Origin of the sequence: Micrococcus sp. (assembly GCF_034179925.1) — a bacterium.
In the GTDB taxonomy this organism is placed as follows: domain Bacteria; phylum Actinomycetota; class Actinomycetes; order Actinomycetales; family Micrococcaceae; genus Micrococcus.
On sequence record NZ_JAXFPG010000035.1, the window covers coordinates 1 to 22,026 of the forward strand.

Annotated in this window: 14 protein-coding genes; 5 read left to right on the plus strand and 9 right to left on the minus strand. The window is 72.4% G+C overall.

Annotated elements, in window-relative coordinates; all coding sequences use genetic code 11:
- The first annotated feature begins 161 nt into the window (after positions 1-161).
- Both SPI96_RS07100 and SPI96_RS07105 read left to right on the plus strand, forming a co-directional pair.
- Entirely contained in the window at positions 162-1,319 is a 1,158-nt protein-coding gene (locus tag SPI96_RS07100; RefSeq protein WP_321081671.1) for a hypothetical protein, read from the plus strand.
- A gap of 187 nt (positions 1,320-1,506) precedes the next feature.
- The gene (locus SPI96_RS07105) at positions 1,507-2,904 is read left to right on the plus strand and encodes an NAD-dependent succinate-semialdehyde dehydrogenase (RefSeq protein WP_321081672.1); all 1,398 of its coding nucleotides are present in this window, start codon (positions 1,507-1,509) and stop codon (positions 2,902-2,904) included.
- A gap of 99 nt (positions 2,905-3,003) precedes the next feature.
- Here SPI96_RS07105 and putP read toward each other — a convergent pair whose 3' ends face one another.
- Entirely contained in the window at positions 3,004-4,605 is a 1,602-nt protein-coding gene (gene putP / locus SPI96_RS07110) for a sodium/proline symporter PutP (RefSeq protein WP_321081673.1), read from the minus strand.
- A 145-nt stretch (positions 4,606-4,750) separates the two neighbouring features.
- Between putP and hrpA the strand changes: the two genes are divergently transcribed.
- Positions 4,751-8,926 (plus strand): ATP-dependent RNA helicase HrpA, encoded by a 4,176-nt coding sequence (hrpA, locus tag SPI96_RS07115; protein WP_321081674.1) that lies wholly within the window; start codon positions 4,751-4,753, stop codon positions 8,924-8,926.
- 78 nt (positions 8,927-9,004) lie between these two features.
- Here the strand turns inward: hrpA and SPI96_RS07120 are convergent, their stop codons facing one another.
- Both SPI96_RS07120 and SPI96_RS07125 read right to left on the minus strand, forming a co-directional pair.
- Positions 9,005-9,433, minus strand: a complete 429-nt coding sequence (locus SPI96_RS07120) for an HIT family protein (protein ID WP_321081675.1) — start codon at positions 9,431-9,433, stop codon at positions 9,005-9,007.
- A 27-nt stretch (positions 9,434-9,460) separates the two neighbouring features.
- Complete coding sequence (locus SPI96_RS07125) at positions 9,461-10,429, minus strand: sulfurtransferase (protein ID WP_414601926.1); 969 nt, start codon at positions 10,427-10,429, stop codon at positions 9,461-9,463.
- A gap of 145 nt (positions 10,430-10,574) precedes the next feature.
- On the opposite strand from SPI96_RS07125, the gene SPI96_RS07130 reads away from it, so the two are divergent.
- Positions 10,575-11,033, plus strand: a complete 459-nt coding sequence (locus tag SPI96_RS07130) for a Fur family transcriptional regulator (protein ID WP_321081677.1) — start codon at positions 10,575-10,577, stop codon at positions 11,031-11,033.
- A gap of 65 nt (positions 11,034-11,098) precedes the next feature.
- Here the strand turns inward: SPI96_RS07130 and SPI96_RS07135 are convergent, their stop codons facing one another.
- From SPI96_RS07135 to SPI96_RS07160, 6 genes are all read right to left on the minus strand, one after another.
- The gene (locus tag SPI96_RS07135) at positions 11,099-11,869 is read right to left on the minus strand and encodes an ABC transporter ATP-binding protein (RefSeq protein WP_321081678.1); all 771 of its coding nucleotides are present in this window, start codon (positions 11,867-11,869) and stop codon (positions 11,099-11,101) included.
- Positions 11,866-12,807, minus strand: coding sequence for a zinc ABC transporter permease AztB (gene aztB / locus SPI96_RS07140; protein WP_321081679.1), 942 nt, complete (start codon positions 12,805-12,807; stop codon positions 11,866-11,868). Before aztB ends, SPI96_RS07135 begins: the two co-directional genes overlap by 4 nt.
- A gap of 3 nt (positions 12,808-12,810) precedes the next feature.
- The gene (locus tag SPI96_RS07145) at positions 12,811-13,785 is read right to left on the minus strand and encodes a metal ABC transporter substrate-binding protein (protein ID WP_321081680.1); all 975 of its coding nucleotides are present in this window, start codon (positions 13,783-13,785) and stop codon (positions 12,811-12,813) included.
- Between the two features lie 91 nt (positions 13,786-13,876).
- On the minus strand, positions 13,877-14,989 hold the full coding sequence (locus tag SPI96_RS07150) for a hemolysin family protein (protein ID WP_321081681.1): 1,113 nt from the start codon (positions 14,987-14,989) through the stop codon (positions 13,877-13,879).
- A complete protein-coding gene (locus SPI96_RS07155) occupies positions 14,986-16,305 on the minus strand; it encodes a hemolysin family protein (RefSeq protein ID WP_321081682.1) in 1,320 nt (439 codons plus the stop codon). Before SPI96_RS07155 ends, SPI96_RS07150 begins: the two co-directional genes overlap by 4 nt.
- Before the next feature lie 191 nt (positions 16,306-16,496).
- Positions 16,497-18,005, minus strand: a complete 1,509-nt coding sequence (locus SPI96_RS07160; protein WP_321081683.1) for a GuaB1 family IMP dehydrogenase-related protein — start codon at positions 18,003-18,005, stop codon at positions 16,497-16,499.
- A gap of 244 nt (positions 18,006-18,249) precedes the next feature.
- Here SPI96_RS07160 and SPI96_RS07165 point away from each other — a divergent pair, with 244 nt between their 5' ends.
- Positions 18,250-21,924: a multifunctional oxoglutarate decarboxylase/oxoglutarate dehydrogenase thiamine pyrophosphate-binding subunit/dihydrolipoyllysine-residue succinyltransferase subunit gene (locus tag SPI96_RS07165; protein ID WP_321081684.1), complete on the plus strand. Its 3,675-nt coding sequence runs from the start codon at positions 18,250-18,252 to the stop codon at positions 21,922-21,924.
- The last annotated feature ends 102 nt before the right edge of the window (positions 21,925-22,026 follow it).

Consider the following 22,026-nt stretch of genomic DNA (forward strand, 5'->3'; position numbering starts at 1 on the left):
TGGCCGCTGGTTCGAATCCTGCGGGGGGCACCCCGGGGCCGGCCGGCCCGCCGCGGGGGTGCCGGCCGTCGTCGTCCCCGGGGCCTGTGACCCGTGACCCGGGATCTGTGGCCTGCGGAGGGCAGGATGGGGCGCCGACCAGGGCGATACCGTGGTGAGCCATGAGCTCTCGACCAGCCGACCCCTCCACCCACCCCGACGACGCGTCCCCGGGCGGCGGCCTGCGCCCGACCTCCGCGTTCGGCATCGCCGCGACGTTCATCGGCACCACCATCGGCGCCGGCTACGCCTCGGGGCAGGAGATCCTGCAGTACTTCGTCAGCTTCGGCCCGCTCGGGGGCACGGGGGCGCTGCTGATCGCCGGCACCCTGTTCTTCCTGCTCTGCGTGATCGTGCTGCGCCTGGCCCAGCGCCTGCGGACCACGGACATCCACCGGATCGTGAACCCCACCACCTCGCGCATCCCCACGGTGTTCGCGGACGTGTGCATCACCGCCTCCCTACTCGGCACCCTGGTGATCATGCTGGCCGGGGCCGGCACGGCCCTGCACTCCGCACTGGGATGGCCACCGCTGCTGGGCGCCGCGCTCATGGCCGCGGCGTGCGTGGTGTCCGTGCTGGCCGGCATCTCCGGCCTGGTGAGGGTGCAGGGCGTGATCGTGCCGATGATCATCGTGGTCGCCGTGGCCGTGGCCGCCTGGGGCCTGCTGAATCCGGGCCCGGCGGTCGACGACGTCGCCTCCCTGGTGAACTCCTCGCCGATGATCGACCACTGGTGGGTCTCCGGGCTGCTCTACGTGGCCTTCAACGTGCAGCTCGCCTACGCGGTGCTCGCCCCCATCGGCCAGGAGAGCAGCTCCTCGCCGCGCACCCTCGCCACCGGTGCGGCACTCGGCGCCGGCGGGCTGGTGGTCATGGCCGGGGCGATCATGGCCGCGATGACCGCCCACGCCCAGCTGATCGGACGGGCGGACCTGCCCATGGTCGAGCTCGCCGGGACGATCGGCGCGTGGGCGGCGGTCGTGTACACGGCGGTCCTGCTGATGGCCCAGTTCACGACGGCGGTCTCCTGCCTCTACGGGGGCGTCGCCCGCCTCGGGGCCCTCGCCCCGCTGCACCCCGTGCCGGCCGGGGCGATCGCCGTCGCCACCGCGGCCGGGGCCACCCTGCTGTCCTCTGTGGGCTTCTCCGACCTGATCGGCGTCGTGTACCCGGTGCTCGGGTACGCGGGGCTTGTGATCATCCTCATGCTCCTGGCCACCTGGCTGTTCGAGCGGCGGGCCGTGCGGCGACGCAACGCCGCCACCGCAGTGGACTGAGACCCACCGGCACCTGACCTGGGCGGTCGGCGCGCAGAGCGTGCCGGCCGCCGGGGCCGTAGCACAAGGTCGCAGGAGAAGGCCAAGGTCCAGTTTGCGGCCGAAGCACGGTACCTTGTGCGGAGGTCGCCGTCGTCGCCGATCCGCTGTGGTGCATGACGGCCCCCGAACGAAAGGAGCCATGACCATGGCCGAGACGCAGTACCGCACCGTGAACCCCGCCACCGGCGAGCTGGTGAAGACCTTCGAGTTCCACACCGACGAGCAGATCGCCGAGGCTCTCGACGCCGTCCAGCAGACCTATGAGTCCTGGTCCGTGACCCCGCTGGCCGAGCGCGTCGCCGTCGTGCGCCGCATCGCCGAGCTGATGGACGAGCGCTCCGAGCAGATCGGCGCCACCATCACCGAGGAGATGGGCAAGTCCCTGCCCGAGGCGATCGGCGAGGCCGAGTTCAGCTCGCGCATCTTCGCGTACTACGCGGACAACGCCGAGAAGCTCCTCGCCGAGGAGCCCCTCACCGACTTCACCGGCCAGGAGGCCGTCGTCCAGAAGCTGCCCGTGGGCCCGCTGCTGGGCGTCATGCCCTGGAACTACCCCTTCTATCAGGTGGCCCGCTTCGCGGCCCCGAACCTGGTGCTGGGCAACACCATGGTGCTCAAGCACGCCAAGATCAACCCGCAGTGCGCGCAGCTGATCGAGGACATCCTCCTCGAGGCCGGCCTGCCCGAGGGCGCCTACAAGAACCTGTTCTGCACCCACGGCCAGATCGCCCAGATCATCGCCGACCCGCGCATCCAGGGCGTCTCCCTGACCGGCTCCGAGCGCGCCGGCGAGACCATCGGCGAGCAGGCCGGCCGCCACCTGAAGAAGTGCGTGCTGGAGCTGGGCGGGTCCGACCCGTACATCGTGCTCTCCACGGAGGACCCCCGCCAGGCCGCCCGCGACGCGCTGGCCACCCGCCTGCAGAACTGGGGCCAGGCCTGCAACTCCAACAAGCGCATGATCGTCATGGCGGACATCTACGACGAGTTCGTGGACGAGCTGGTCAAGGCCACCTCCGAGCTGAAGGCCGCGGACCCGGCCTCCGGCGAGAAGAACGTCTACGGCCCGCTGTCCTCCGAGGACGCCGCCGACGAGCTGGCCGCCCAGGTGGCCGCAGCTCGCGAGGACGGCGCCAACGTGCGCATCGGCGGCGAGCGCGTGGGCGGCCCCCACGGTGGCGGCTTCTACGTCTCCCCCGCCGTGATCACCGACGTCACCCCCGAGCACCGCGTGTACCGCGAGGAGCTGTTCGGCCTGGTGTCCGTGGTCTACAAGGTGAACTCCGCTGACGAGGCCGTGGCCCTGGCCAACGACTCCGAGTTCGGTCTGGGCAGCGCCGTGTTCTCCACGGACGTGGCCGAGGCCAAGCAGGTCGCCGACCGTCTGCACGTGGGCATGGCCCACGTGAACGTCAACAAGGTGATGGCGGCCCCGGTGCCGTTCGGCGGCGTGAAGCGCTCCGGCTTCGGCCGTGAGCTCGGCCCGCTGGGCATCGACGAGTTCGCCAACCGCCGCGTGTTCGTGGTGGCCGACAAGGCCTGATCCCGCACCAGGGAGCAGTGAGGGCCCCGACCGGCTCGTCCGGTCAGGGCCCTCTGCTGTCCGGGGCCGAGCCCCTGGGCTCAGCACGCCAGGCTGGCCTCAGCGCGCCGGGCTGGAGGCCGCACCGGCCACCGGACGGGCCGGGTCCGCCGGGGCCCGGCCAGCGGCCATGGCCTCGGCCTGGGCGTACTCGGCCTCGATCTCCTGCTGCACGGGGACGGGGCGGGAGGTAGCCAGGGACACCCCCACACCGGCGATCAGCGCGGCCAGGAAGCCGGGCAGCAGCTCGTACAGGCCGAACCACGCCCAGGTGTCCGCGGAGGCCTCGGACCAGAGCCAGGCGACGGCGGCACCGACCACCATGGCAGCCATGGCACCCCACGAGGTGAACTTCTCCCAGTACAGGGCCAGCAGGATCACGGGGCCGAAGGCCGCGCCGAACCCGGCCCAGGCGAAGGAGACGAGCTGGAGCACGGAGGAGTCCGGGTTCAGGGCCATCACCCCGGCGATCAGGGCCACCACGAGCACGCCGATGCGGCCGAGCCACAGCATGAGGGCGGGCGAGCCCTTGCGGCCGCGGAGCATGGAGAGGTCCTCCACCAGGGCGGAGGAGCAGACGATCAGCTGCGAGGAGAGGGTGGACATGATGGCCGCGAGCACGGCGGCCAGCACGAGCCCGGCCACGAACGGGTGGAACAGGATGGAGGCGAGCACGAGGAACACGGTCTCGGGGTCCGCGAGGTCGGTGCCGGGGTTCGCCTGGAAGTAGGCGATGCCCACGAGGGCCACCATCACGGCGCCGAACATGGACAGCGCCATCCAGCTGATGCCCACGCGGCGGGCCGGCGTCGCGTCCGCGGGGGTCCGCAGCGCCATGAAGCGCACGATGATGTGCGGCTGTCCGAAGTAGCCCAGGCCCCAGGCCAGGGAGGAGAGCACACCGATCAGGGTGGCGTTCCGGAACAGGGAGAAGTGGTCCACCTGGCCGCCCGCGGCGGCATCGGCCATGCGGATCCCATCCACGACGGCGTCCCAGCCGCCCATGGTGACGATCACGCCCACCGGCACGGTCAGCAGGGCCGCGAACATGAGCAGGCCCTGGGCGACGTCGGTGAGGGAGGCCCCGAGGAATCCACCGAACAGGGTGTAGAGCACGGTGATGCCGGCCACCACGAGCATGCCCGTGAGGTAGTTGACGGTCAGGCCCTGCGCGTAGAGCGAGTCGGGGCCGAAGGTGGACTCCACGAACTTGCCGCCGGCCACCATGCCGGAGGAGACGTAGAAGGTGAAGAACACGAGGATCAGGACGCCGGCCACGATGCGCAGCAGGTGCGTGCCGTCACGGAAGCGGTTCTCCAGGAAGGAGGGGATGGTGATCGAGTCCCCGGCCACCTCGGTGTACGCGCGCAGGCGGGGGGCCACCACCTTCCAGTTGATCCAGGCACCCACGGTCAGGCCCACGGCCATCCATGCCTCCACGAGGCCAGCGGCGTAGATGGCGCCGGGCAGGCCCATCAGCAGCCAGCCGGACATGTCCGAGGCGCCGGCGGACAGGGCCGCGACGGAGGGCTTCATGTCGCGCCCGGCGAGCATGTAGTCGTCCAGGTCGCTGTTCTTTCGGGCGGCATACAGGCCGATGGCGATCATCGCCACGAAGTACAGCCCGATCGCCCCTAGCAGGAAGGCAGTGTTCTGGTCCATAGGTGTCCACGTTTCCACAGCGACCTGCCGACAGACCAATCGGTCCGATGCGATCGTGTCGCCCTTCACATGATCGTCGTTTCAGGGCTGTCGTCCCGGCCCCGGCCTCGGCACTCCCGGGCCCCGCCCCTAGGATGGGCGGGTCATGACCCAGACTCCCCCGCCCTCCTCGTCCCGGCCCGTGGATGCCCCGCCCGCCCCCGTCATCACGTTCCCGGAGCATCTGCCCGTGGCCGAGCGCCGCGAGGAGATCATGGCGGCCGTGGCCGAGCACCAGGTGGTCGTCGTCGCCGGTGAGACCGGCTCGGGCAAGACCACCCAGCTGCCCAAGATGCTGCTGGCCCTGGGCCTGGGCGAGCACGGGGTGGTGGGTCACACGCAGCCGCGCCGGCTCGCCGCGCGCACCGTGGCCGAGCGCATCGCCGAGGAGCTGGGCGAGGACATCGGCGGCACCGTGGGCTACCAGGTGCGCTTCACCGCGCAGACCTCCCGGGACACCCGCGTGAAGGTGATGACGGACGGCATCCTCCTGGCCGAGATCCCGCACGACCCGCTGTTGCGGCGCTACTCGGCGATCATCGTGGACGAGGCCCACGAGCGCAGCCTAAACATCGACTTCCTCCTGGGCTACCTCAAGCGCCTGCTGCCTCAGCGCCCGGACCTGAAGGTGATCATCACCTCGGCGACCATCGACCCGGAACGCTTCGCCCGGCACTTCGGCCGCCCCCTCACCGAGGGCGAGGAGCACGAGGACGCGGTGGAGGCCGACGACGGCGCCCGCGTGATCCCTGCACCGGTGATCGAGGTCTCCGGGCGGACCTACCCGGTGGAGATCCGCTACCGGCCGCTCACGGACGAGCCCTCCCCCGACGACCCCGAGGACGACTCCGACGACCGCGCCGAGACGCGGGACCCGATCGACGCCGTCGGGGAGGCGGTGCTGGAGCTGGCCGGGGAGGCCCCCGGGGACATCCTCGTGTTCTTCCCCGGCGAGCGGGAGATCCGTGAGGCCGCCGACCACCTGACCGGGGTGGTGGCCGGGACTCCCCGGCTGGCCGGCACCGAGGTGCTGCCCCTGTACGGCCGACTCTCCATGGCCGAGCAGCACCGCGTGTTCGGGCGGGCCGGCGCCGGGGTGCGGCGGCGGATCGTGCTGGCCACGAACGTCGCCGAGACGTCCCTGACCGTGCCAGGCATCAAGTACGTGATCGACACCGGCACCGCCCGCATCTCCCGGTACTCGCACCGCACCAAGGTGCAGCGCCTGCCCATCGAGCGGATCTCCCAGGCCAGCGCGAACCAGCGCTCGGGCCGGTCGGGGCGCACCTCCCCGGGCATCGCGATCCGCCTGTACTCGGAGGAGGACTTCCTCTCCCGCCCGGAGTTCACGGACCCGGAGATCCTGCGGACCTCACTGGCCTCGGTGATCCTGCAGATGCTCTCGCTCGGGGTGGCCGACACGCCCCGCCAGGTGCAGGACTTCCCGTTCGTGCAGCCGCCGGACTCCCGGCAGGTGTCCGACGGTGCCGCCACCCTCACCGAGCTCGGTGCCCTCCACGCGGGGCAGACACGCACGGGCGGCCGCGGCCGGGCCAAGGGCTCCGGCGGGGCCGCGGCGGGCACGATCACCCCGATCGGCCGACGCCTGGCCCGCCTCCCCGTGGACCCTCGCCTGGGCCGGATGATCCTCGAGGCCGGGGAGCGCGGCTGCACCCGGGAGGTCATGGTGCTGGCCGCCGCCCTGACCGTGCAGGACCCCCGCGAGCGCCCCACCGAGCAGCGGGCCGCAGCGGACGAGATGCACGCCCGGTTCTCGGATGAGAACTCGGACTTCACCGCGTTCCTGAACCTCTGGGCGTACCTGCGCGAGCAGCGCCGGGAGCTCTCCGGCTCCCAGTTCCGCAAGCTGTGCCGCCGGGAGCACATCAACTGGCTGCGAGTGCACGAGTGGCAGGATCTCGTGCAGCAGCTGCAGCAGATGGCCAAGGAGGTGGGCGTGGTGGTGCCGGCCGGGCCAGTGGACCCGGTGGGTCGGCACGAGGCCGTGCACCGCTCGCTGCTGACGGGCCTGCTCTCCCATGTGGGCGCCTACGACGAGCGCCGCCGCGAGTACGCGGGGGCCCGGGGCACCCGGTTCGCCGTGTTCCCCGGCTCCGCCCTGTTCAAGAAGCGGCACCCGCTGGTGATGGCGGCCGAGCTCGTGGAGACCTCCCGGCTGTGGGCCCGCACGGTGGCCCGGGTGGAGCCGGAGTGGGTCGAGGAGGCCGCCGGGGATCTGGTGACCCGCTCCTACAGCGAACCGCACTGGTCGCGGCGGGCGGGGTCCGTCGTCGCCATGGAGAAGGTGACCCTGTTCGGGGTGACGCTCGTGCCGGAGCGGTCCGTGCGGTACTGGCGGATCGACCCGGAACTGTCCCGGGAGCTGTTCATCCGGCACGCCCTCGTGGAGGGCGACTGGCGCACCCGGCACCGGTTCTTCGCCCGCAACCGCAGGGCCCTCGAGGAGGTCGAGGAGCTGGAGACCCGCCTGCGCCGGCGGGATCTGCGGATCGGGGACGAGGACCTGTTCGCCTTCTACGACGCACGGATCCCGGCGAACGTGGTCTCGGAGCGGCACTTCGACTCCTGGTGGAAGAAGGCCCGCCACGAGACCCCGGATCTGCTGGACCTGGACCTCGAGGCGCTGCTCACCGAGGACGCCGAGCAGCTGGACACCGACGCCTTCCCCACGGTGTTCCACTACCCGCTGCCCGGCGGTGATGTGGACCTGGACCTCGAGTACACGTACGACCCCACGGGTGCCTCCGGCACGGACGGGGTGACGGTGGCCGTGCCGGTGCTGCTGCTGCACGAGGTGGCGCCCGGCCCGTTCGCGTGGCTGGTGCCCGGGCTGCGCCAGGAACTGGTGACCGCGCTCATCAAGACCCTGCCCAAGGCTGTCCGGCGTCAGCTGGTGCCCGCCCCGGATGTGGCGCGGCTGCTGGTGGCGGACCTGGACGAGCACGCCGACCCGCTGCGGGACGACCTGCCCGCGGCGCTCTCGGCCGCTGCCCGGCGGGTGCGCGGTGTGGTGGTGGAGCCGGAGCTGTGGCGCACGGACGCTGTGCCGGACCACCTGCGCATGGACTACCGCGTGGTCGACGCGCGGGGCGCGGTGATGGGCGCCGGGCAGGACCTTCCGGTGCTGCAGGCTCGGCTGGCCCAGGCGAACCGTTCGGCGATCGCCGCCCGGCTGGCCGGCACGGACGACCCCTCCTCCGCCCGGCCCGGTCCGAGCCGGGGCGGCCGTAGGGGCCGCGGAGGGGCCGGACGCGACGGGGGCGCCGGACGTGGCGGAGACGCCGGACGTGACGGGCAGTCTCGCCCGGCCAGGCCGACGGCAGGGGGGCCGGCGGCAGGCGCGGGGACCGGCTTCCGCGAGCAGCACGGGCTGACAGCGTGGACCATCGGCACGGTGCCGCGCCGGATCACCACCGAGGCCGGGGCCCGTGGCCCGGCGATCACCGGCTTCCCCGCCCTGGTGCCCGAGACCCCGGCGGATGGCGCCCCGGCGGCCGGGCTCGTCGTCGCCCGTTCCGCGGAGGACCAGGCCGCCTGGCACCGGGCCGGTGTGATCGCGCTGCTGCTGGCCACCCTGCCCAGCACGCATCGCTACGTGATGGACCATCTGGACAACCGGGAGAAGCTCACCTTCACTCAGAACCCCCACGGCTCCGTGGACTCGCTCGTGAGGGACAGCACCCACGCCGCAGTGGACCGCCTGGTGGGCACGGACCTGCCCTTCGACGAGGCCGCCTTCAGTGCCCTCTACGATCGCGTGCGCGCCGACCTGATCGACACGGTGTTCGCGGTGACCTCTCTGGTGGCGCAGGTGCTCGCCGGGGCGGCCCAGGTGCGTCGGCGGCTCAAGGGTACGGTCTCGCTGGCCACCGCCCCGGCGATGTCGGATGTCAAGGCCCACCTGGAGCAGCTCGTGTTCGACGGCTTTGTGGCCGCCGCCGGCTGGGAGCGCCTGCAGCACCTGCCCCGGTATGTGACCGGCATGACTGCCCGCCTGGACAAGCTCGACGCCGGCGGTCACCTCCAGCGCGATGGCCAGGCCATGGCCGTGGTGCAGCGCCTCGAGGACGAGTTCGACGCGGCCGTGGCCGCGCACCGCACACGCTTTCCGGGCACGCCGATCCCTGCGGATCTGGAGCAGGTGCGCTGGCTGCTGGAGGAGCTGCGGGTGTCCCTGTTCGCTCAGGAACTGGGCACGGCGGTGTCCGTGTCCGAGAAGCGGGTGCGCCAGGCCCTGCAGCGCGCCGCCGCGGCCCGCTGACACGGACGCCCGCCCGGGCCGCGGGCCTGTGCCCAGCGGCCCGGGCGGGCGCTGTCCTGCAGGGGCCGCGCTGCGGGCTCAGTCCTCGGGCACGTGCGCGCTGTGGCCGTCCTCGCGCAGGCCCGCGCGGATCTTCGCGGCGGCCCGGTCCATCTCGGCCGGCTCCGGGGAGTCGTCCACCTGATCCATGTCGTAGTCCGCCATGGAGTCGGAGGGCCACACGTGCAGGTGCAGGTGCGGGATCTCGTAGCCGGCCACCATGAGCCCGGCCCGGCGGGCGCCGAACTCGCGCACCTGCACCCGGCCGATCGCCTGGGCCACCCGCGTCAGGTGCGCCACGAGGTCCGGCTCGGCGTCGACCCACTGGTCGACCTCCTCGCGGGGCACCACGAGGGTGTGGCCCGTGGCGAGCGGGCCCGCGGACAGGAACGCGACGCACTGCTCGTCCTGCCACACGAAGCGGGCGGGCAGCTCGCCCTCGATGATCCGGGTGAACACACTGGACATGGGGGTCCTCCTCAGCTGGGTGGGTGGTCAGGAGCCTCCGGGCTCGGGCCCGGTGGCCACGGGGTTGGTGGGGTCCTGCACCCAAGACGACCACGAGCCGGGGTACAGCGCCACCCCGTGCCGCCCGGCGACCGCCAGGGCCAGGACCTCGTGGGCGGCCGTCACCCCGGAGCCGCAGTACACGGCCACGGGCAGGTCGTCGGCCACGCCCACCGCGTCGAAGCGGTCGGCGAGCTCCTGCACCGGGCGGAAGCGGCCGTCGTCGGTGAGGGCATCCGAGGCCGGCAGGTTCACCGCGCCGGGGATGTGCCCGGCCACCGGGTCCAGGGGTTCGGACTCGCCGCGGTAGCGTTCGGCGGCGCGGGCGTCGATCAGCAGCCCGCCGGAGGCGATCGCCTCGGCACCGGCGGTGTCCACCACGGGCATCCGGCCCCAGGACAGGTGCGCGGACCCCGGGCGCGGGATCACCTCGCCCGGCTGCAGGGGCAGGCCGGCCCCGCGCCAGGCGTTCAGGCCGCCGTCCAGGAGCAGGGCATCGTTCACGCCCGCATGGCGCAGCAGCCACCAGGCCCGGCCCGCGGCGAGCCCGGCGACGTCGTCGTACACCACCACGGTGTCGCCGTCGTCCACGCCCCACAGGCGCACGGACTCCTGGAAGCGCGCCGGGTCCGGAAGCGGATGGCGGCCCTCCTGGGGGGCGGCGTGGCCGGCGAGCTGGCCGTCCACGGAGACGAACACGGCGCCGGGGATGTGCCCGCGCAGGTAGTCGTCATGACCGTCGGCCCGCCGGGTGCCCGGCCGGTAACGCACATCCAGCACCACCACCCGCCCGGGGGCGGAGCGGCGGTCGTAGGCGGGGCCCTCGGGCACGGGCGCCTCGGGTGCCGCCGGGTCGAGGCCCAGCCATCGGGCCAGGACCTCGGCCGTCACCAGAGACGGCGGTTCAGCGGCGGCTGGGTCGGGGCCGGCGTCGGACTCGGGGTCCGGGACCGGCACGCCCTCCTCAGTCTGCGGGGGTTGTGCTTGCACGGGCCACACCCTACTCCACCGGGCCGTGCCGGCGGGGAGCAGCCCCTTGGTAGCCTGGTGGAGCGCCGGCGTCCGCCCGGCACCGCCACGCCCCGACGAAGGAGTGCCGCCTGTGAGCACCCCGGACGCCCCGGCCCCCCGCCCGCGCGGCCGCAGCACCCGCCAGAAGGCCGCGGTGGACCGCGCGCTGGACGCGCTGACGGACTTCGTGAGCGCCCAGGAGCTGCACGCCCGCCTGCGCGAGGCCGGCGAGCAGGTATCCCTCGCCACCGTGTACCGCGTGCTGCAGCAGCGCCTGGACGAGGGCGCGGTGGACGTGATCCGCCGCGACGACGGCGAGTCCGTGTACCGGCGCTGCGCCGCGGACGAGCACCACCACCACCTCGTGTGCCGGCGGTGCTGGTCCACCGTGGAGATCACCGCCCCGCCCGTCGAGGCCTGGGCGGCCGCCATCGCCGCCGAGCACGGCTTCTCCGCCCCCGAGCACACGATGGAGATCAGCGGTGTCTGCGCGGACTGCCAGGCCGCCGACCCGGACGACTCCGCCGGCTCCGACGGTTCCGAGAGCTGACCGAGGCCGCACGGCAGGTGCCGTGCGGCCTCGATCAGGACCTTCCCCTCGACCATGGGCGGGGGTCAGTCGTGGGCGGGGACGTCCACGAACGGGACGGTCGGCGTGTGCAGGGCGCCGCGGCCGTAGGCCTCCTCCAGGTGGGCGTCCGTGAGCACCTGCCGGGGCGGCCCGGAGGCCACCACGCGCCCGCTCATCAGCACCACGTGGTCGGCCGCCGCAGCCTCATCGAGGTCGTGCGTGGTGAAGACCACGGAGACCCCGCGCTCGGGCTCCTCGTGGAGCAGCTGGTCGATGGTGCGCGCCGAGACGAGGTCCAGGCCCGTCATGGGCTCGTCCAGCATGAGCACGTCGTGGTCCTGGGCGACGCCCTGGGCCACATGCACCCGCTGGCGCTGGCCGCCGGAGAGCTCGTCCAGATGACGGCGGGCGAGGTGCACCACGTCCATCCGCTCCATCGCGGCGTCGACGGCGGCCCGGTCGGCTGCGCGCAGGCGCCCGAACCAGCCGCGCGCGGCATACCGGCCCATCGTGACGACGTCGCGCACGGTGATCGGCACCCCCTGCGGCGGGGCGGGGGTCTGCATCACGAACGCGGTACGGCGGGCGCGGCGCTCGGGCCGCTCCCCCAGCACCCGGAGGGTGCCGTCGGAGGGACGCAGGACCCCGGCCAGGGCCTGCAGCAGGGTCGACTTGCCGGAGCCGTTGGGGCCGATCACGGCCACGAGCACCCCGGCGGGAACGGTCAGGTCCGAGGCGGTGACCGCCACATGCGTGCCGTGGCGCAGCTCGAGGCCGCGGGCCTCCACCAGGGACAGAGCGTCGGAGGCGGTCACGGCTGGGTCCTCTCGGTCTCGACGGCGGGGGTGGCTGAGGCGGCCGAACCCGCCGGAGCAGCGGGGGCAGCCACGGCGGGAGCGGCGGTCTCCGGGCCCCGGCGCCGCACCCGGCGACCGGCCAGGGCCAGCACGGCGGCACGGGTGAGCAGCACCACGAAGAACAGCACGATGGGCACGAGCGCCATGGTCGCGGAACCGGCCGTGCCCCAGTGGTAGCTGAGCACGAGACCGGCGGTCACGCCGAGGGAGCCGACCAGCACCGCCACCATCATCATCTGCGGCACGGTGCGGGTGACCAGGGCGGCGGTGGCCGGCGGCCCGACGAGCAGGCCGAACACGAGCACCGTGCCCACGGCCTGGAAGGAGCCGATCACGGCCGCACCGATCATCACCAGCAGCAGCGCATGGGTCAGGCGCGGACGCATCCCCAGGGCCTGGGCCTTGGCCTCGGAGAAGCTCAGCGCAAGCAGGGGGCGGTGCAGCAGCGCCGCCAGCAGGCCCACCGCGACGGCGATCGTGGCCTGCAGGGTCAGGGCGGGCACGGTCAGACCGAGGGCGTCGCCGAAGAGGATCGCGGTGAGTGAGCCGGTATAGGAGTCCGAGAGAGAGATGATCACCACGCCCAGGGCCATCATGCCCACGAACAGCAGGCCGATGGCGGTGTCCTCCTTGAGGGTGGTGGTGCGGTGCACCAGGCCCACCCCGGCCATCATCACCAGGGCGGCCACCGCCGCCCCGACGTGGATGTCCCCGCCGATCACCACAGCCAGGGCGATGCCCGGCAGCACTCCGTGGACGACCGCGTCACCGAAGAAGCTCATTCCGCGCAGCACCAGCCACGTGCCCACGACGGCGCACAGGGCGGCCGCCACGATCCCCCCGAGGAGGGCGCGCTGCTGGAAGCCGAACTGGAAGGGGTCGAGCAGCCAGTCCACGGCTCAGCCCTTGAGGGCGTCGGCCAGGGTGCGGGCGTTGAAGAGCATCGCGTCCGCGTAGTCGGCCTCCGCCGTGCCGGCCGGACCGACGCCGGACTCATACAGGTGCACCACGGGCATGCCGCCGGCCTCGGCGGCCACCGTGTCCACGAGGCCGGAGGGCAGGCCCACGGAGGTCACGAGCACGTCGGTGCCGTCCTGGCGCAGGGAGGAGGTGAGGGCGGCGAGCTCCTGCGAGGAGGGCTCGGCGTCGGTGGAGCCGCCGGGGATGACCGTCCCGGAGACCTCGAGGCCGTAGGCGGCGGCGAAGTAGCCGTAGGCGTCGTGGTCGGTGGCGATGGTGCGGCGGTCCTCAGGGACCTCGGAGAGGATCCGGCGCACCTCGGCGTCGGTCTCCTCCAGCTCACCGCGCACGGTGCGGCCGCACTCGGCGTAGCCGGGCTCGTTGCGGTGCTCGGCGAGGGAGTCACCCATCACCTCGGCGGCGCGGGCCATGCGGGCCACGTCCATCCACACGTGCGGGTCCTCGCTGCCGTGGTCGTGGCCGTGCTCGCCGGCGTGGGTGCTCTGGCCGAAGGGCATCGGGTCCAGCTGGGGGGCCACCTCGACGACGTCGGCGCCATCCCTGGCCGCACCGCCCAAGGCTGCGCCCATGCCGCCCTCCAAGCCCAGGCCGTTGGCGAACACGATGCCGGCGTCGACCATCTGCGCCACCTGCTGGGAGGAGGCGGAGTAGTCGTGCGGGTCGTCGCCCGGGCCCATCACGGTCACCGCACTGCCGCCGCCGCAGGCGGCCACACGGTCCAGGACCGAGCCGAGCTGGGTGGTGGTCGCCACAGCCACCACGGGCCCCTGGGAGGAGTCCCCGGAGCCCGCCTGCCCGTCAGCCTGCTGGGTGTCGTCCGAGAGCGAGCAGCCGGCCACGGCCAGGCTCAGGGCGAGGGCGGTCACAGCGGACGGGAGCAGACGGCGGCGCACAGGCGGGTCCTTTCGTCGGGGGCTGGCGACACCCCGCCGGCACGGCGGAGAATCGCTAGTTGATAACTGTTCTCACTTTAGCACCGCCGCCTCAGCGATCCGGCAGATCCACAACGGCCGCAGCCGCCCGGTGCGGCAGCGCCTCCTGCACCGCACGGTGCCGGCGCGGGCTCTGCGTGACGTCATGGATCTCGCCCACGAGCTCCTCCAGCACGTCCTCCAGGAACAGCACGCCCGCCGTCGTCCCCTCCGGGGTGATCACACGGGCCAGATGAGAGCCGGTGCGCTGCATGAGCGCGAGCGCATCCTCCACCTCATCCTCCACACGCACGTTCGCCAGCGAGCGGATCCGGGTCAGCGGCACCGGCTGCTCGTAGCCGCTCGGACCCACCATCAGCACGTCCTTCAGGTGCAGATACCCGGAGAACCCGCCCTGCGGGTCCTCCACCACGAACCGCGAGTACCCCACCCGCCCCACGGTCCACTCGAACTGCTGCGGGGTGACGTCTTCAGGAACGGAGACCACCTTCTCCAGCGGCACCATGACGTCCCCGGCGGTGTACGCGGAGAACTCGAGCGCCGAGTGCAGTACGCCGGAGCCGTCCTCGAGCGTGCCCGAGCGGGTGGACTCCGCCACGATCGACTGCACCTCGGCCAGGGTGAACGAGGAGGCCACCTCATCCTTGGGTTCCACCCCGAACGCCCGCAGCACCAGATTCGCGCACCAGTTCAGCGCCACGATGATCGGGTGCAGCACCCGCGAGAGGAACACCAGGGGCCCGGCCAGGAGCATCACCGCACGGTCCGCGAAGGACACGGCCGCATTCTTGGGGACCATCTCCCCCAGCGTCACGTGCAGGAACGTCACCACGAGCAGGGCCAGGACGAACGCGACGACGTCGCCCACCGCCTCCGGCACGCCCAGCGCCCCCATCGGGGCCACCAACAGGTGGTGCAGCGCCGGCTCGGAGACGTTGAGGATCAGCAGGGAGGCCACCGTGATGCCCAGCTGGCACACCGCCAGCATCTGGGAGACGTGCTCCATGGCGAACAGGGCCGTGCGCGCCGGCCGGGAACCGGCCTCGGCCCGGGGCTCGATCTGCGAGCGCCGCGCGCCCATCACGGCGAACTCACCCGCCACGAAGAAGGCGTTGGCGGCCAGCAGCACCACCAGCCACAACAGTCCGACGACGTCCTCGCTCATGCGCGCTCCTCCACCCCAGCCTCGGCGGCCGGGTCGAAGCGCACCCGCTCCACCCGACGCCCGTCCATCCGCTCCACGGTGAGGGTGCCGCCGTCGAGCCCGACCTGGTCCCCCACGGCCGGGATCCGCCCGAGGCGGGCCATCACGAACCCGCCGATCGTCTCGTAGGCACCGTCCTCGGGGACCTCGAGCGAGCGGATCTGCGCTTGTGCTTCGTCCGGCCGCAGGTCGGCCGGGAAGTACCAGCGCCCGGAGGCGGTCTGCAGCACTCCGGGGGTCACGCGGTCGTGCTCGTCCGAGACCTCCCCGACGATCTCCTCGACGACATCCTCCAGGGTCACGACGCCGGCCGTGCCGCCATACTCGTCCACGACGATCGCCATCTGCAGGCTGGCCTCACGCAGCTCGGACAGCAGCTGATCCAGCTGGACGGTCTCGGGCACCCGGATCACGTCCGTCATCAGGGAGCCGGCCACGAGGTCCTCACGACGCTCACGGGGCACGGCCACCGCCTTCTTCACGTGGACGACGCCGCGGACGTCGTCGGAGGAGTCCCCGATCACGGGGAACCGGGAGAAGCCGGTGCTGCGGGCCAGGTCCACCACCTCCGGCAGGGGGTCCTCCACACCCACGGTCTCCATCCGGATGCGCGGGGTCATCACATCAGCGGCGGTCCGCTCGGCGAAGCGCAGGGTCCGGTCCAGGAAGGTGGCGGTCTGCACGTCGAGGGTGCCCAGCTGGGCCGAGCGGCGCACCAGAGAGGAGAGCTCCTCGGGGCTGCGGGCGCCGGAGATCTCCTCCTTGGCCTCGAGGCCCATGCGAGCCAGGATCCGGTTGGAGAAGCCGTTGAGCACGAGGATGGCCGGCTTGAACACGGCGCTGAAGGCGAGCATCGGACGGGCCAGGCGCCGCCCGAGGCTCAGCGGCTCCGCGATCGCGAGGTTCTTGGGCACGAGCTCGCCGATGAGCATGGACAGCAGCGTGGCCAGGGTCATCGCCACCACCAAGGAGGCCGGGGCGGCCACGGCCTCGGGGACGCCGGCCTGCAGCAGCAGCGGGTCGACGAGGCGGCTGATCGCCGGGTCCATCACATAGCCGGTCAGCAGCGTGGTCAGGGTGATGCCGAGCTGGCAGGCGGACAGCTGCGTGGACAGCGACTTCAGGCAGCGCAGCAGGGGCTCGGCACCGCGGTCGCCGTCGTCGACCATCCGCTGCACGGCGGGGACGTCGATGGCGATCATCGAGAACTCCACGGCCACGAAGAAGCCCGTGCCGAACACGAGCAGCAGGCCGGCGATCAGCAGGAGCCACTCCACCGGGCCTCACCCCCGCGGGCCGGGACGGAGGGGGCCGCGGTCACACGGCGAGGACTGGAAGGCTCCGATCCGGCCGCGTCCGCGGGCGTGGACGGGCGATCTGGCACGGCTGTGTCAGGGTGATCCATAGTCCCGTCAGTATACGGACAGGGCCGCCACCGTACGGACGCAGAGGCCCCGCCCAGAGGCCCTCACCAGGAGGAGGGCAGCGGACGTCCTTCCTCGTAGCCAGCCGAGGACTGCAGCCCCACCACGGCCCGCTCACGGAACTGCGCGAGGTCCCTGGCGCCTGCGTAGGTCAGGGAGGAGCGCAGGCCCGTGGTGATCTCGTCCAGCAGGTCCTCCACGGAGGGCCGGCGAGGGTCCAGGTACATGCGGGAGGAGGAGATCCCCTCCTGGAACATCGCCTTGCGGGCCCGCGTGAACGGGTCCTGCGCGCGGGTGCGCTCACGCACCGCCCGCCCGGACGCCATGCCGAAGCTCTCCTTGTAGAGGCGCCCGTCGGCCTCATGCACGAGGTCCCCGGGGGATTCGAAGGTGCCGGCGAACCAGGAGCCGACCATCACGGAGCTGGCCCCGGCGGCCAAAGCCAAGGCGACGTCGCGCGGATGGCGGACACCGCCGTCGGCCCACACCCGCGCGCCCAGCGCACGGGCGGCGGCGGCGCACTCGAGGACGGCGGAGAACTGCGGACGGCCCACGCCGGTCTGCATCCGGGTGGTGCACATGGCCCCCGGGCCCACGCCCACCTTCACGATGTCCGCACCGGCCTCGACGAGGTCGCGCACGCCCTCGGCCGAGACCACGTTCCCGGCGACGACGGGCACCTGCGGGCCCAGCGAGCGCACCGCCTCGAGTGCGGCGAGCATGGTGCGCTGGTGGCCGTGGGCGGTGTCCACCACGAGCACGTCCACCCCCGCCTCCAGCAGAGTGGCGGCGGTGCCGGCGACGTCCCCGTTGATGCCCAGGGCTGCGGCCACGCGCAGACGCCCCTGCCCGTCCACGGCGGGGGCGAACACGGAGGAGCGCACCAGCCCGGCGGGCGTGACCATGCCCAGCAGACGGGGGCGGGCCCCGGCGGGGGCGTTCGGGCGTTCGTGCACCACCGGCACCGCCACCGCCCCGGCCGCCGTCGCCGCCAGGTAGGCCTCGCGCAGCGCAGCGTCATCCGCCATGCCGCCCGGCCCGCTCTGCTGTTCGGGTCCGCTCAGCTGTTCGGGGGTGAGGGTGAGGACAGGCTCGCGCATCACGGAACCGGCCGAGGCGAACCGGTCCACGTCCTGGCAGTCCTCCGCCCGCACCAGACCCAGCAGGCCGTGCTCGCCGTCGACGACGGCCACCGCCCCATGCGCGCGGCGGTCCATCAGGTGCAGCGCCTCAAGCACGGTGGCCTCGGGGGCGAGGGTGAGGGCGTCCTCCACCACGGTTCCAGAGCGCTTCACACGGGCCACAGTGTCCTCGACCGCCTCCGTTGAGAGGTCCTGGGGCAGCACCGCGAGCCCGCCGCGGCGGGCCATCGTCTCGGCCATGCGCCGGCCGGACACGGCGGTCATGTTGGCGGCCACGAGCGGAACGGTGGCGCCGGTGCCGTCGTCCGGGGTGAGGTCCACCTCGAGACGGCTGCCCACCTCCGACCGGGAGGGCACCAGGAAGACGTCGTTGTAGGTGAGATCCACGCTGGGAGGGGTGAGGAAGCGCATGCACGGCAGTCTGGCAGACCGGCCTCTCCGAGGCGGCGGAGACACTCCTGCCGTGACGTCGGCCCACCCTCCTCCTCCCCGGGATTCTGCGCCTATGATGACCGGAGCGCTCCACCGCCGTGTGGGCCAGATCCCATGGCTCTGCGACGCGGAGCACTCTGCGGGCCCCGCCCCGCAGGCACCGGTCCGCCCCGCGCGGATCCGCCCGTCATCGCTTGTCCACGCTCAGGAAGAGGCGTCTACAGTGCCAGAACTCACGCCCGACCGGCTCTCCCAGGAGTTCCCCGGGAACGAGAAGCTCGTCGCCGAGATCTACCGCAGATACCGCCAGGACGAGGGCTCTGTGGACAAGCAGTGGGGGCAGATCTTCGCCAGGCTCGAGGCACCCAGACCGGACTCCTCCCCCACCGCCGGCCCGACCGCCTCCGACAAGGTCACCGAGCCCGCGGCCACCGACCGGCCCGCCGCCGGACCGAGGGACGTCTCCGCCCCGGCCGCCCGCACGCGTCGGCGCACCGCCCTGCCCTCGGAGCCGGCCCGCGCGTCGTCCGCCCAGGACTCCCCCAAGAAGGAGGAGAAGGCCACCGCCCTGAAGGGCATGGCCAAGGCTGTGGCCGCGAACATGGACGCCTCGCTGTCCATGCCCACGGCCACCACCGTGCGCGACGTCCCCGCCAAGCTGCTCATGGACAACCGCGCCGTGATCAACTCCCACCTGTCCCGCACCCGCGGCGGGAAGGTCTCCTTCACCCACCTGATCGGCTACGCCGTGATCCGCGCCCTGAAGGCGATGCCGGCCATGAACGTGCTCTACGAGGAGCGCGACGGCAAGCCCACCCTCGTGGAACCGGCCCACGTGAACTTCGGCCTGGCCATCGACCTGCCCAAGCCCGACGGCACCCGCTCCCTCGTGGTGCCGAACGTCAAGGCCGCTGAGACCCTCGACTTCCGCGGCTTCTGGCAGGCCTACGACGACCTCGTCAAGCGCGCCCGCGCGAACAGGCTCACCATGGAGGACTACGCCGGCACCACCGTGTCCCTGACCAACCCGGGCGGCATCGGCACCGTGCACTCGGTGCCGCGCCTCTCCCAGGGCCAGGCCGCCATCATCGGCGTCGGCGCCCTCACCTACCCGGCCGCCTTCCAGGGCGCCGCGGAGTCCACGCTCAACGAGCTGGCGATCTCCCGCACCATCACCCTGACCTCCACGTACGACCACCGCGTGATCCAGGGTGCCGCCTCCGGCGAGTTCCTCAAGCTCGTCCACGGCTACCTGCTGGGCGAGGACGGCTTCTACGACCAGGTCTTCACCGACCTGCGCATCCCCTACGAGCCGGTGCGCTGGGCGCAGGACGTGCAGGTGAACCCAGAAGAGCAGGTCGGCAAGGTCGCCCGCATCCAGCAGCTCATCCACGCCTACCGCGGCCGCGGCCACCTGCTGGCGGACGTGGACCCGCTCGAGTACACGATGCGCTCCCACCCGGACCTCGACATCCGCGAGCACGGGCTCACCCTGTGGGACCTGGACCGCCAGTGGCCCACCGGCGGGTTCGGCGGCCAGTCCACCCTCTCGCTGCGCAGCATCCTCGCGGTGCTCCGGGACGCCTACTGCCGCACGATCGGCGTCGAGTACATGCACATCCAGAACCCCGCCGAGCGCGCATGGTTCCAGGAGAAGCTCGAACGCCCCTACAACAAGCCCACCCGCGAGGAGCAGCTGCGGATCCTGGGCCGCCTCAACGCAGCCGAAGCCTTCGAGACGTTCCTGCAGACCAAGTACATTGGCCAGAAGCGCTTCTCCCTCGAGGGCGGCGAGTCCCTGATCCCCCTGCTGGACAGCATCCTCTCCGGCGCCGCCGACGCCGGCCTCGAGGAGGTCGCCATCGGCATGGCCCACCGCGGCCGCCTGAACGTGCTCACCAACATCGCCGGCAAGACCTACGGCCAGGTGTTCCGCGAGTTCGAGGGCGCCACCCCCGGGGGCACCTCCGGCTCCGGCGACGTCAAGTACCACATGGGCACCGAGGGCACCTTCGTGTCCGACTCCGGCGAGAGCACCCGCGTGTACCTGGCCGCGAACCCCTCCCACCTGGAGGCCGTGAACCCGGTGCTCGAGGGCGTCACCCGCGCCAAGCAGGACCGCCACACCGCCGAGGGCCAGGCCGCGGACGCGTTCGACGTGCTGCCGATCCTCGTGCACGGCGACGCCGCCTTCGCAGGCCAGGGCGTGGTCACCGAGGTGCTGATGCTCTCCCAGCTGGAGGGCTACCGCACCGGCGGCACCATCCACGTGATCGTCAACAACCAGGTGGGCTTCACCACCCCGCCCACCCAGGCCCGCTCCTCCGTGTACTCCACGGACGTGGCCAAGACCATCCAGGCGCCGATCTTCCACGTCAACGGCGACGAGCCCGAGTCCGTGCTGCACGTGGCCCAGCTCGCCTTCGAGTACCGCCAGCGGTTCGACAAGGACGTGGTGATCGACCTGATCTGCTACCGCCGCCGGGGCCACAACGAGGGCGACGACCCCTCGATGACCCAGCCGCGCATGTACAACCTGATCGAGCAGAAGCGGTCCACGCGCAAGCTGTACGTGGAGTCCCTCGTCGGACGCGGCGACCTCACCCAGGAGGAGGCCGACATCGCGCTGAAGGACTATCAGCAGCAGCTCGAGCGCGCCTTCGCGGAGACCCACGAGGCGGAGAGCTCCGCCGGCGTCGGGCTGGAACCGGCCGCAGACCGGGACGAGGCCATCGCCGCCCCCACGCACGGCACCGCGATCTCCCCCGAGACGCTGCGCGCGATCGGCGAGGCCCACCTGGCCGTGCCGGAGGGCTTCACGGTGCACCCCAAGCTCGAGGCCCTGCTGGAGCGCCGCGCCAAGATGGCCGTGGACGGCGGCATCGACTGGGGCTTCGCCGAGCTCGCGGCCTTCGGCTCCCTCATGATGGAGGGCGTGCCCGTGCGCCTGTCCGGCCAGGACTCCCAGCGCGGCACCTTCACCCAGCGCCACTCGGTGTTCCACGACCGCCTCACCGACGAGACCTGGACACCCCTGGCCCACCTCAGCCCGGACCAGGCCCCGTTCTGGGTGTACAACTCACTGCTGTCCGAGTACGCCGCACTCGGCTTCGAGTACGGCTACTCCGTGGAGCGCTCGGACGCCCTCGTGCTGTGGGAAGCCCAGTTCGGCGACTTCGTCAACGGCGCCCAGACCGTGATCGACGAGTTCATCTCCTCGGCCGAGCAGAAGTGGTCGCAGAGCTCCTCCGTGGTGCTCCTGCTCCCCCACGGCTACGAGGGCCAGGGCCCGGACCACTCCTCGGCCCGCATCGAGCGGTTCCTGCAGCTGTGCGCCGAGGACAACATGCGCGTGGTGAACCCCTCCACGGGGGCCAACCACTTCCACCTGCTGCGCGAGCAGGCCTACGCCCGCCCCCGCAAGCCGCTGGTGGTGTTCACCCCCAAGCAGCTGCTGCGCCTGAAGGCCGCCGTGAGCGCGGTAGAGGACTTCACGCAGGGCGCCTTCCAGCCGGTCATCCCGGACGCCGGGGTGAAGCCCGAGGACGTCACGCGCGTGCTGCTGGTCTCCGGGCGCCTCTACTATGACCTGCTGGCCCACCGCGACAAGACGGAGGACACCGCCACGGCGATCGTCCGTGTGGAGCAGCTCTACCCCCTGCCCGAGCAGGAGGTGAAGGAGGCCCTCGCCGCCTACCCGGACGCCGAGGTCCTCTGGGTGCAGGACGAGCCGGCCAACCAGGGCCCGTGGCCGTTCATGGCGTTGAACCTCGTGCCGACGCTGGACCGCGAGGTGCGCCTGGTCTCACGTCCCGCGCTGGCTGCCACCTCGGCCGGTACGAAGGGCCGGCACGACCAGGAGCTCAGCGCCCTGCTGGAGACCGCCTTCACCCGCTGACCGGACTCTCCTCCCCGGGGTCGGGGCGCCCCCCGCCCCCCCCCCGGGGGGGTGCAAGAAACGACACGACAAGACCACACCCCCGCTCCGGCTACCCCCCCG

What these genes read in the sequence shown, in the direction of transcription:
- SPI96_RS07100 (WP_321081671.1), top strand. Translation starts at nt 162, where the DNA reads ATGAGCTCTCGACCAGCCGACCCCTCCACCCACCCCGACGACGCGTCC.
- SPI96_RS07105 (WP_321081672.1), top strand. Translation starts at nt 1,507, where the DNA reads ATGGCCGAGACGCAGTACCGCACCGTGAACCCCGCCACCGGCGAGCTG.
- putP (WP_321081673.1), bottom strand. Translation starts at nt 4,605, where the DNA reads ATGGACCAGAACACTGCCTTCCTGCTAGGGGCGATCGGGCTGTACTTC.
- hrpA (WP_321081674.1), top strand. Translation starts at nt 4,751, where the DNA reads ATGACCCAGACTCCCCCGCCCTCCTCGTCCCGGCCCGTGGATGCCCCG.
- SPI96_RS07120 (WP_321081675.1), bottom strand. Translation starts at nt 9,433, where the DNA reads ATGTCCAGTGTGTTCACCCGGATCATCGAGGGCGAGCTGCCCGCCCGC.
- SPI96_RS07150 (WP_321081681.1), bottom strand. Translation starts at nt 14,989, where the DNA reads ATGAGCGAGGACGTCGTCGGACTGTTGTGGCTGGTGGTGCTGCTGGCC.
- SPI96_RS07160 (WP_321081683.1), bottom strand. Translation starts at nt 18,005, where the DNA reads ATGCGCTTCCTCACCCCTCCCAGCGTGGATCTCACCTACAACGACGTC.